The 10,218-nt window shown below is 42.1% G+C and carries 12 protein-coding genes and 1 pseudogene; 9 read left to right on the top strand and 4 right to left on the bottom strand.

Annotation, left to right across the window (positions count from 1 at the left end):
• Nucleotides 1-7 precede the first annotated feature (7 nt).
• From BGC07_RS03375 to BGC07_RS03365, 3 genes are all read right to left on the bottom strand, one after another.
• Nucleotides 8-460 carry an MATE family efflux transporter gene (locus tag BGC07_RS03375; protein ID WP_268801693.1) on the bottom strand — a complete coding sequence of 151 codons (453 nt, stop codon included), beginning with the start codon at nt 458-460 and terminating at the stop codon, nt 8-10.
• Between the two features lie 46 nt (nt 461-506).
• Nucleotides 507-1,166, bottom strand: a complete 660-nt coding sequence (locus BGC07_RS03370; protein WP_069311958.1) for an MATE family efflux transporter — start codon at nt 1,164-1,166, stop codon at nt 507-509.
• 93 nt (nt 1,167-1,259) lie between these two features.
• Nucleotides 1,260-1,748 carry a GAF domain-containing protein gene (locus BGC07_RS03365; protein WP_069311957.1) on the bottom strand — a complete coding sequence of 163 codons (489 nt, stop codon included), beginning with the start codon at nt 1,746-1,748 and terminating at the stop codon, nt 1,260-1,262.
• Nucleotides 1,749-1,857: 109 nt separating this feature from the next.
• Between BGC07_RS03365 and BGC07_RS03360 the strand changes: the two genes are divergently transcribed.
• From BGC07_RS03360 to alr, 6 genes and pseudogenes are all read left to right on the top strand, one after another.
• Entirely contained in the window at nt 1,858-2,556 is a 699-nt protein-coding gene (locus BGC07_RS03360; RefSeq protein WP_077216732.1) for a substrate-binding periplasmic protein, read from the top strand.
• Between the two features lie 115 nt (nt 2,557-2,671).
• The gene (gene rpsF, locus BGC07_RS03355) at nt 2,672-2,998 is read left to right on the top strand and encodes a 30S ribosomal protein S6 (protein ID WP_069311955.1); all 327 of its coding nucleotides are present in this window, start codon (nt 2,672-2,674) and stop codon (nt 2,996-2,998) included.
• A gap of 37 nt (nt 2,999-3,035) precedes the next feature.
• Nucleotides 3,036-3,263, top strand: a complete 228-nt coding sequence (gene rpsR, locus BGC07_RS03350; RefSeq protein ID WP_064005273.1) for a 30S ribosomal protein S18 — start codon at nt 3,036-3,038, stop codon at nt 3,261-3,263.
• 11 nt (nt 3,264-3,274) lie between these two features.
• Nucleotides 3,275-3,727 (top strand): 50S ribosomal protein L9, encoded by a 453-nt coding sequence (gene rplI / locus BGC07_RS03345; protein WP_069311954.1) that lies wholly within the window; start codon nt 3,275-3,277, stop codon nt 3,725-3,727.
• Between the two features lie 160 nt (nt 3,728-3,887).
• A pseudogene (gene dnaB / locus BGC07_RS03340) lies at nt 3,888-5,293 on the top strand (replicative DNA helicase).
• 52 nt (nt 5,294-5,345) lie between these two features.
• A complete protein-coding gene (gene alr, locus BGC07_RS03335; RefSeq protein WP_069313788.1) occupies nt 5,346-6,488 on the top strand; it encodes an alanine racemase in 1,143 nt (380 codons plus the stop codon).
• On the opposite strand, the gene BGC07_RS03330 is transcribed toward alr, so the two are convergent.
• Nucleotides 6,445-7,212: a glucosaminidase domain-containing protein gene (locus BGC07_RS03330; RefSeq protein ID WP_077216730.1), complete on the bottom strand. Its 768-nt coding sequence runs from the start codon at nt 7,210-7,212 to the stop codon at nt 6,445-6,447. The two genes, alr and BGC07_RS03330, sit on opposite strands and share 44 nt — an antisense overlap.
• Before the next feature lie 72 nt (nt 7,213-7,284).
• On the opposite strand from BGC07_RS03330, the gene radA reads away from it, so the two are divergent.
• From radA to BGC07_RS03315, 3 genes are all read left to right on the top strand, one after another.
• Nucleotides 7,285-8,655, top strand: a complete 1,371-nt coding sequence (radA, locus tag BGC07_RS03325) for a DNA repair protein RadA (protein WP_069311952.1) — start codon at nt 7,285-7,287, stop codon at nt 8,653-8,655.
• 44 nt (nt 8,656-8,699) lie between these two features.
• The gene (locus tag BGC07_RS03320) at nt 8,700-9,191 is read left to right on the top strand and encodes an RT0821/Lpp0805 family surface protein (protein ID WP_235602882.1); all 492 of its coding nucleotides are present in this window, start codon (nt 8,700-8,702) and stop codon (nt 9,189-9,191) included.
• A gap of 330 nt (nt 9,192-9,521) precedes the next feature.
• Entirely contained in the window at nt 9,522-9,920 is a 399-nt protein-coding gene (locus tag BGC07_RS03315; protein WP_069311950.1) for an HU family DNA-binding protein, read from the top strand.
• Nucleotides 9,921-10,218 lie beyond the last annotated feature (298 nt).

Genomic DNA, 10,218 nt, shown 5'->3' with positions numbered 1-10,218 from the left:
TACCAGGTCAATATATAGCAGATAAAGCGATAAACATCACATTGCGCATAGCGACAAATTGATTGGTGCCGATAAAAACACCATCAAATAAAAAGCCTCCAGCAGCAAGAAGAGGAAGAATAATGATAAAAGGTAAATAATGGCCTGAAATTTCTCGAATATTAGGCAAGGTTGTGATTGTATTAATAATCCACTGACCGGCAAAACTATACGTGATGAGAAATAAAACGGCGACAATGAATATCCAACGCCCTGTGAGCACTACGATTTTTTTAAGCCCTGTGTAATCATGTTTGCCAGCATAGTGCCCGGTAAGCGCTTCGGTGGCATTGGCAAAACCATCGAGAGCAAAACTGACTAGCATGAAAAAGTTAAGTAGTACGGTATTCACTGCCAGTGTCGTCGCACCCAGGCGAGCGCTTTGTATGGTAAAAAAAGTAAATGAAAAAAATTTAAAAATAATGTTCTAATAAATACATCTTTATTATTTGAAATTAGTTTTTTTGCTAGGTTTTATTGAAATTAAAGGAAAGAATATTGAGTTTCCTTTTGAGTAAAAACAAACCTACAATCATTGCGATAAACTGAGCAACAACATCAGCAAGAGCAACACCTTTGATGTCCATATGTAAATGAAAGACAAAAATAATATCGAGTATAATCGCAATAAGGTTCATGGCTGTTGTTAAAGCCAGAGCGGTTATCGGCTTTTGTAAACCGATACAAGTGCCGATCAAAACATAATTAATTAGTGCGGCAGGGGCGGCCCAAATGCGAATGGCATAATACTGCGCGGTGAGTGTATTGATAGTATCGTCGCTAGAAAGAAGTATTAACGCTGCTTTTTCGATAGGTGATTGAAAAATCAATAATATGACGCCAAGGGCAAAGGCGATGAGTAAGCTGTGTGAAATAATCGAATGTTCTGTACTTGAGTTCTGTCCTTGTGCCTGAGCAATGACGCCGGTGGTCGTCATTCGCAAGAAACCAAGACTCCAGTAAATAAAGTTAAAAATGGTTGTACCAAGGCCAACCGCTGCAAGATAACTGCTATTGTGCAAATGGCCGACAACAAAGGTATTGGTAAGGCCCAATAAAGGAATAGTCAAATTAGAGAGGATGAGAGGGACAGCGAGTTGAATGATACGTGTGTTGATATTTTTCATAATAATACGTAGGGCGCAAACTCGCTGCCAATGATCGGCCAGAATATATTAAGAGCGAGTGTGCTATTGATTCTGGTCTTGGTTCTGGTCTTGCTAAAAGAGCGCTGAAATGGGTGTTAAGTCTGTTTTTTGACAAAATTGCTCAAGTAAGAGAGCAATGCCTGCTTGGTCATCTGCATTAAAACGTTTTGGTTTGGGTGAGTCGATATCGAGCACGCCGTAAAAAACATTATTTTGAATGACAGGGAGTACAAGCTCAGAGCGTGAATTTGGATCGCAGGCAATATGATTATCTAAGCATGTGACATCATCTATGCGCTGGGTTTCTTGTGTGATTGCACAAGTGCCGCAGACGCCTTTGCCTAAAGGGATAGGGTTGCAGGCAGGGTTGCCTTGGAAACTGCCAAGCTCTAAACGCTCTTTACTTGGGTTAAGCCAATAAAAGCCGACCCAGTTGAGTTCTTTGATTTGTTGAAAAATAAAGGCACTCATTTGACTGCTGTTGGTTAACCAGTGGTTAGAGCCTTCGAGTAAGGCGCTTAATTGTTTGCCAATCAGTGAATAAGGTTCTGTTTGTTGCATGAGAATGGTATTCTAAATAGGTTAAAAAATTGGTAATGGTTTCAGTGTGCCTTGTTTTTGTATGGATGTAAAATCGGGTAAAGCAGTTGGATGAAGAAAGGTGATAAGGATGAACAGAATATTGCTACTCATGTGGTTATTGATCGGCTTGGCCATAAATATGGGGTATGCGGGGACGATTAAACTCAATGCCAGTGAGTGGCCTCCTTATACCAGTGAGAAAGCCGAAGGTCTTGGCCAAACGAGTATTAAAGTTGAAAAAACACTGAAGAAAATGGGAATGGGTGCAAAAATCCAATTTATGAATTGGGCTGAAGCGATTAAATTTAGTGATGGGGCAATGGCGTTTTTCCCTGCTTATGCCTGTAAGGCGCGTAAGGGCTTGGCTTCTTTACCTGTCGGTTATAGCGCTTTAGGTTTTGCTGAGCGCCCTGGAGCTAAAGTACAATGGAAAGATCTTGCGGATTTAGGGCGATATCGGATTGGTGTGGTGGCAGGCTATTATAACAGTGAAGCCTTTGATTGGGCGTTGGCACAAGGGCAGCTCTCTGTCATTGAGTTTCCAAACGATGAAGCGAATATTCAGGCGTTAGTGACCAAGCAAATTGATTTAGCCGTGATTGACCCGAGTGTCTTAGCGGGGTTGCAGCAAGAAGATAATAAAAATAATAGTAATTTAGTCAATAGGTTAGTTATGAATGAGCGTTTGCTCGAGACAAAAATCCCTTTATATGTCTGTTTTAAAAATAATTTTAAAGGCAAGCGTTTATTACGGTCGTTTAATCAAGCACTTAAGACAAATTCATAAAAATTGCAGCAGTTGAGCTTCGCAGTTAAATCAGGTATAATTTCGCCTCTTAATGAGGCCTCCTTGCCTTATTACGTTTAATGTAAAAGGCTATTAGCCATAAGGAGTATCAATAATGCGTCACTATGAAGTCGTATTTATGGTTCACCCTGATCAGAGTGAACAAGTTCCTTCTATGCTTGAGCGCTACCGTGCAAACATAGAAACAACTCATCAAGGTAAAATTCATCGCCTTGAAGATTGGGGACGTCGTCAACTTGCTTACCCAATAAACAAGTTGCACAAAGCACACTACGTGTTGATGAACATTGAGTGTGGTGAAGAAGCGCGTGTCGAGCTTGAAGATGCGTTTCGTTACAACGATGCGGTATTACGTCATCTTGTTCTTCGCCGTGAAAATGCAATCACTGAACCTTCTCTTTTAGCGAAAGCTGAAGACTAAACCAGACTGAATGTTTTTTTACTAGGAGATTATCAAGATGTCATTTAACTACCGTCGTCGTAAGTTCTGCCGTTTTACAGCAGAAGATATCAAAGAAATTGATTACAAAGATACTGCAATGCTACGTAACTACGTTACTGAAAGCGGTAAAATTGTGCCTAGCCGTATCACCGGTACGCGTGCACGTTACCAGCGTCAATTGGCAACAGCGATTAAGCGTGCGCGCTTCGTTGCATTATTGCCATATACTGACCGTCATCAGTAAGGAGCTGTTACATGCAAATTATCTTAAAAGAAAAAGTTCGTAACTTGGGTGAGCTTGGTGAACAAGTGATCGTCAAATCAGGTTATGCTCGTAACTTTTTGATTCCTACAGGTAAAGCGGTTCCTGCAACTGCAGCAAACCTGAAAGAATTTGAAGCACGTCGCGCTGAAATTGAGCGATTAGCTCAAGAGAAGCTAGCTGAAGCACAAAAACGTGCTGCAGCGGTGACTGAATTGGCTGTTGTTACCGTGACCGCGAAAGCCGGTGACGAAGGCAAGCTGTTTGGTTCCATCGGCACAGCAGACATTGCTGCTGCTTTGGTTGAAAAAGGCATTGAGATTGCGCGTCAAGACATTCGTCTATCTCAAAGCTCAATTCGCCAACTCGGTGAATATGACGTTGAGCTACACTTACATGGTGATGTTGAAGTCACTATTAAAGTGGACGTTGTTGCAGCAAGCTAAGAGGCTGCAATAAGGTAACGCTAAACGTTACGCATACATTACGCTAAGAAACATGAGGCCCATTGATTGGGCCTCTTGTTTAATTGGAATAAGTCAATAATGCTAATAATAGCAAGAATAAAAATATAGCCTGTTTAAGTGCACTTGATATAATGCAATGATGAAAGCAAAACAAGAATTAAAAAAACAACGTCCCACTGAGGTCGCTGACTTAAAAGTGCCTCCTCATTCGATAGAAGCGGAACAATCGGTATTAGGTGGTCTGTTACTTGATCAAGGCGCTTGGGATAAAATTGTCAGCGTGGTGGCCGCAGGTGATTTCTATCGACCAGAACATCGCCTGATTTTTCAGGAAATTCATAGTCTCACCGATTTAAACCAACCGATTGACGTGATTACGGTCTCTGATGCGCTAGAGTCCAAGGGGGAGCTTGAGAAGATGGGGGGGCTGTCTTATTTGGGCGAGCTTGCAAAAAATACCCCGAGTACCGTTAATATTACTCATTATGCCCATATTGTGCATGAACGTGCTGTACTACGAAAATTGATTGATACGGCTAATGGTATTGCTGAAAGTGCATTTATGCCTGAAGGGCGTACCAGTGATGAGTTGCTTGATGAGGCAGAAAGTAAAGTCTTTGCCATTGCTGAATCAGGAGTCAAAGAACAAACGGGCCCTGAATCGATTCGTAGTAGTTTTTCCCCAATGTGTTAGACCGAATTGATGAATTATTTCACTCGGGTAATGCAATTACCGGGGTGTCTTCAGGGTTTGATGATTTAGATAGTATGACCTTGGGTTTGCAGCCATCGGATTTAGTGATTGTTGCAGGACGTCCATCGATGGGAAAAACAACCTTCGCTATGAATATCGCTGAGCATGCGGCGCTTCACCATGAAAAACCCGTATTAGTGTTTAGTATGGAGATGCCATCAGAATCATTGATTTTTCGTGTGCTATCATCGCAAGGACGAATTGATCAAAGTAAATTGCGTTCAGGTCAACTTGAAGATGATGATTGGCCGAAGTTAACCAATGCGATGACGATGCTCAATGAGCGCAATAATTTATTCATTGACGATCAGGGCGGCTTAAGCCCTGCTGAGTTACGTGCCCGTGCGCGTCGGCTTGCTCGTGAGCAAGGGGGGCTAGGCATGATTATTATTGACTATTTGCAGTTAATGCAGGTGCCGGGTGAAGATAATCGTACAGCAGAAATCTCTGTTATCTCTCGCTCCTTAAAAGCTTTGGCCAAAGAATTAAATGTCCCTGTAATTGCGTTGTCTCAGCTCAATCGTAGCTTAGAACAACGCTCAGATAAGCGTCCAGTGATGAGTGATTTGCGTGAGTCTGGTGCGATTGAGCAGGATGCTGACTTGATTATGTTCGTTTACCGTGATGAAGTATATAATCCAGAGAGTCAGGACAAAGGCATTGCTGAGATTATTATTGGTAAGCAAAGGAATGGACCGATTGGCACAGTGCGTCTAACCTTTCAAGGCAGGTATACGCGGTTTGATAATTATTCACCGATGAATGAAGAAGGATTCGAGGCTTACCAGTAAAATAAAAAATTGGATGGGTTATGGCTTGTTATTGCACTTGGGGAGAGTGTTTATGGGGCGTGCAACACGTGTTTTACTCAGTCGATCTGCATTACTTCACAATTTAAAAAAGGTTCGTCAAAAAGCGCCGAAGAGTAAAGTGTTAGCGATGGTGAAAGCTTATGGCTATGGTCATGGTTTTAAAGTTGCTGAGTATTTAGATACACATGTCGATGGTTTTGGTGTTGCAGCCATTGAAGAAGGGGTTAAGTTACGTGAGCAGGGGATCACCTCGCCGATTGTCTTGATGGAAGGTATTTTTAGTCCTGAAGAATTAAAGCGAGTCGAAGAGTATAATTTTAGTTTGGTGGTTCACTGCCAAGAGCAAATCGATTGGCTTTATAATTATACTGCAAAAATTCAGCCGATTAATATCTGGCTAAAATTAGATACGGGGATGGGGCGTTTAGGTTTTAATTGCACCTCAAAAGAGAGCTTAGATAGCTTAATCGATATTTATACGAGCTTAAAAAAAAGCCATAAAGTTGCTGAATTAGGATTGATGAGCCACTTTGCTTGTGCTGATGAGCCTTGGCATGAATTAAATAAAAAACAAATTTCAGCGTTTCACCGAGTGAAAAAAAAATTACCAGGCCCTTATTCTTGCGCAAATTCGGCGGCGATTTTTAACTTTAATAATGAGACTTATGATTGGGTGCGCCCCGGCATTATGTTGTATGGTATTTCACCGTTTGCAGATATCAGTGCAGAGGAGTTAGATTTACAGCCGGTGATGCATGTGGTCACACAGCTTATTAGTGTGAAGCTGTTACGCCAAGGTGAATTTGTTGGTTATGGTGCAACCTGGCAGTGTCCTGAAGATATGTTGGTTGGAATTATTTCTTTGGGCTATGGCGATGGTTATCCAAGACTTGCACCGAATGGCACGCCATTTTTAGTTCACGGTGAGCGTTGTGGTTTGGTCGGGCGTGTGTCTATGGATATGATTGCGATCGATTTACGAAAATGCCCTGAAGTGTCGGTCGGTGAGCAGGTGACCGTTTGGGGAGATGGCTTGCCTGTTGAGGAAATTGCGCAGCATGTTGGCACAATTGCTTATGAACTTGTCTGCAATATGCCTTTGCGTGCACCTTATCTTTGGCAAGATCAGGTTAACCTAGCTGAGGGGGTTCTTCTGGCAGGTAGCGAGCAATAATATTTTGAATCAGTTGCACGTATTTTTCGCCTTTAATCGAGTAAGCGGTGAGTCCTGCTGCAAGCTTAAAGGGTGATAAAGTTTGATGGTCAGCACGCATTTTGGCGCGTAAATCACGCAATTTTTGATAGGCGCCGAGTGTGTTTAAAGTGTGAATATAAGCACGTACTGAATCGGTAGCTGATGAATAACTGGCCACTTCCCAGCGGCTGCCCTCGGGGCGAGCCTTGGGGATAATACCGCAACCCGAGCGATGGCAGCGCATGCCAAAAAAATTATTACCCTCTGTAGCAAAGCGGGAGCGGCCCCAGTTCGATTCATTAATGGCTTGTGCGGTGACTAAGGCACTGGGGATAATATCCACACGCTTTAGTAACTGATTAAAGTCCTGTTCACTTCTGCTCTTAAAGTTTAAATTTTTTAATTTATACTGTTTGGCAATTTTTTTAAGTTGGTTAATGTCTTGGTTAGAGAGTGTTGTTTGCTGCATTAAATTGAGAATTTTTTTACGCTTTTGTAGAATCTTTTGGTTGACTTGATTTTCGCTTTGGGTGATTTTTTCAATAAATTGTTGTTGAGAGGGGGCAGGGGCGAACGCTTTTTGTAAGCGTGCTGTATTTGTTTTGAGGACTGGTGTGGTTGTTGTTGAAAATTGTTGTTGAGTGAGGTAGGCGGCCGCAATGACAGCAAGGCTTAGCATGGTATAATGTATCCTTGTACGCATTGTTGTTGCTCCATTATCCTCTCACCTTTATTGTAACTATAAGAAAAAATATTTTAGAAGGCTAAGCATAGTATGAGCAAACAAAAAAACCAATATGTTTGTAATGACTGTGGCGGTGTGACTAAAAAATGGTTAGGCCAATGCCCACATTGCCAGCAATGGAATACTTTAACTGAAGTGAAAGAGGTGGTGCCGAGTCGTCCGGGGCGCAGTCAACGTTTTTCTGGATATGCAGGTGTTGATGCGCCTGAGGTGAAGAGTTTAAATGAAATTACCCCGGAGCAAATTAGCCGTCAGCCTGTCGGTATTTCTGAATTTGATCGAGTGCTTGGGGGGGGGTTGGTGCATGGGGCTGTCACTTTATTAGGCGGGGATCCAGGGATTGGCAAATCCACTTTATTGTTGCAAACATCGGTAAAATGCACGAGTTTTGGTAAGGTTTTATATGTGACCGGTGAAGAATCGCTCGAGCAGGTGACACTCAGATCAAAACGTTTAGGCTTGTCTCAAGAAGTTGATTTGAGATTATTAGCAGAAACGCAGGTTGAGCGTATTTTAAAAGCGGCAGAAATAGAGCGACCTAAAGTGCTGATTGTCGATTCGATTCAAACGATTTTCACTGAGAGTTTACAATCTGCCCCTGGTGGTGTGGCGCAAGTGCGTGAGAGTGCGGCGATACTGACGCAGTTTGCTAAACGTACTGGGATTTGTTTATTTTTAGTGGGTCATGTGACTAAAGAAGGCGCGCTCGCTGGGCCGCGGGTGTTGGAGCATATGGTCGATACGGTGCTTTATTTTGAAGGGGAGCAAGATAGCCGTTTTCGCTTATTGCGCGCGGTGAAAAACCGCTTTGGTGCGGCCAACGAATTAGGTATCTTTGCGATGACCGAAACTGGACTTAAAACAGTAAGCAACCCATCCGCGATATTTTTATCGCGTTATGAAGACTTGCAGCCAGGAAGTTTGGTGATGGTCGCCTGGGAAGGAACACGCCCCCTGTTGGTTGAAGTCCAGGCATTGGTTGATGAAGCGCATTCACCTAACCCGCGGCGGATTGCTGTCGGGTTAGATCAAAATCGTTTGGCGATGCTGCTTGCCGTATTAAATCGCCATGGTGGTGTTGCAAGTTATGATCAAGACGTTTTTATTAATGTCGTTGGAGGGATGAAAATTACTGAGACCGCGGCTGATTTAGCCTTGTTATTAGCTTGTGTGTCGAGTTTACGTGGCAAGGCGCTCTCGCAAGAGTTAATTATTTTTGGTGAAGTTGGGTTATCAGGGGAAATTCGTCCGGTACAACGTGGCCTGGAGCGGATTAAAGAAGCAGCTAAGCATGGCTTTACTCAGGCGATTGTGCCGTTCGCAAATTGCCCTAAACAAGCGGTCGAAGGAATCGAAGTGATTGGTGTGAAGCACTTAGAAGATGCACTGGCTGCACTATAATTAATTACGGAATCATATTTTATTGCTTTATTTATAGGATGGAAATGATGAACAGAGGATGTTTAGAGTGCTGTAGCTTAATCGTAATAACCGCACTTATTGCAGGTTGTGCGCAAAACTTCAATCGTCAAGAAGTCGGTGCGGCAACAGGAGCGGTTGTCGGTGGTGTTGCAGGGCAAATGTTTGGTAAGGGCAGTGGCCGGGTAGCGATGGCAATCGGCGGTGCTGTTTTAGGTGGATTAATTGGCTCTAAAATTGGTCAATCGATGGATCAACAAGATAAGGTGAAGTTAAATCAGAGCTTAGAAACGGCTAAAACCGGTCAAGTAAAACGTTGGCGCAATCCAGACACTGGCAATCGTTATAGTGTGGAGCCGGTTCGAACCTACCAGCGTTATAATAAACAAGAGCAGCGTAATCAATATTGTCGAGAATTCCAGCAAAAAGCAATAATTGCAGGGCAGGAACAGCAAATTTATGGTACGGCTTGCCGTCAACCAGATGGGACATGGAAAATAATTTCAACCGGAAAATAACAAATTTATTAATATCGGCTTAACTTAGGATTTAAATTAAGCCGGCTCACTTTATTTTGTTATATGTTTGTTACTGTTTTCGGTTGTGATTATTTATTTTGTAAATATTTTGTCTTATCGTGGTTTATATTAAATATGGTGAATACCTTATGGTTTGCTTAAATAGCGCATTATTTATTTGCGAATAGAGGAGGTTTTTGCTGATTTTAAGTCCATCTTAGGCATAAAATAAGTTAATTTTCTAACTTTTGATGATTAATATTAAGTAATTGCACGAATGTTGTTGCATTTGTATGGAAAATGACTTATAAATCTTAGGACATGTAAATAATGAAAGGGTATTGTGATGCCAAGAAAGAAAGCGACAACAACAAAAAAGCAGCTGCACCTGCAGGCCGTAAGGCAAAATTCTCTGCGATTGCAGATCGTATGACTAAAATCCAAGTGGTAAACAGCATTGCTGATGAGACAGGATTGCCTAAAAAAGACGTATTGCAGGTTTTTGAAAGCTTGCGTATTCTAATTTCACGTCATATGAAAAAACGGGGTTCTGGTGAATTTACTATTCCAGAAGTGGGTGTGAAAATTCGCCGTTCTAAGAAGGCGGCAACAAAAGCGCGCACAATTATCAGTCCATTCAATGGTGAAGAAATTCACGTTCCGGCAAAACCTGCACGGACAACAGTGAAGGTGACTGCGCTTAAAGCATTGAAAGAAACTGTTCTATAAATTTATAGAGTGCAGTAACATGCTTTTTAGATAATGAGTGCTAATCCGCACTCATTTTTTTATCTTTGCTTAATGCTAGCGCATGCTCTGTTTATGAATGTGTTTTTCTTAGTGTTTATAAAATTAATAAGGTAAATTCCCGTGACTTATCAGCTAGGTGGTGCAGAGGAAGAGCAAAAACGTCTTGAAGAGCAAGCAAAGCTTTATGGGGATGATGTTTATTTCCAGCTAAGTGACAATATGAATGTATGTGAATTTGGCTGCGGCAGTGGTGCAAATTTATGGATTGCAAAGAAGC

The organism is Piscirickettsia litoralis (assembly GCF_001720395.1).
Lineage (GTDB): Bacteria > Pseudomonadota > Gammaproteobacteria > Piscirickettsiales > Piscirickettsiaceae > Piscirickettsia > Piscirickettsia litoralis.
Note: the sequence above shows the minus strand (reverse complement) of the source record. Positions and strands in the feature narration are given on the sequence as shown.

Coding starts and splice junctions, on each gene's coding strand:
- BGC07_RS03370 (WP_069311958.1), bottom strand. CDS start 1,166: ATGAAAAATATCAACACACGTATCATTCAACTCGCTGTCCCTCTCATC.
- BGC07_RS03365 (WP_069311957.1), bottom strand. CDS start 1,748: ATGCAACAAACAGAACCTTATTCACTGATTGGCAAACAATTAAGCGCC.
- BGC07_RS03360 (WP_077216732.1), top strand. CDS start 1,858: ATGAACAGAATATTGCTACTCATGTGGTTATTGATCGGCTTGGCCATA.
- rpsF (WP_069311955.1), top strand. CDS start 2,672: ATGCGTCACTATGAAGTCGTATTTATGGTTCACCCTGATCAGAGTGAA.
- rpsR (WP_064005273.1), top strand. CDS start 3,036: ATGTCATTTAACTACCGTCGTCGTAAGTTCTGCCGTTTTACAGCAGAA.
- rplI (WP_069311954.1), top strand. CDS start 3,275: ATGCAAATTATCTTAAAAGAAAAAGTTCGTAACTTGGGTGAGCTTGGT.
- alr (WP_069313788.1), top strand. CDS start 5,346: ATGGGGCGTGCAACACGTGTTTTACTCAGTCGATCTGCATTACTTCAC.
- BGC07_RS03330 (WP_077216730.1), bottom strand. CDS start 7,212: ATGCGTACAAGGATACATTATACCATGCTAAGCCTTGCTGTCATTGCG.
- radA (WP_069311952.1), top strand. CDS start 7,285: ATGAGCAAACAAAAAAACCAATATGTTTGTAATGACTGTGGCGGTGTG.
- BGC07_RS03320 (WP_235602882.1), top strand. CDS start 8,700: ATGATGAACAGAGGATGTTTAGAGTGCTGTAGCTTAATCGTAATAACC.
- BGC07_RS03315 (WP_069311950.1), top strand. CDS start 9,522: ATGAAAGGGTATTGTGATGCCAAGAAAGAAAGCGACAACAACAAAAAA.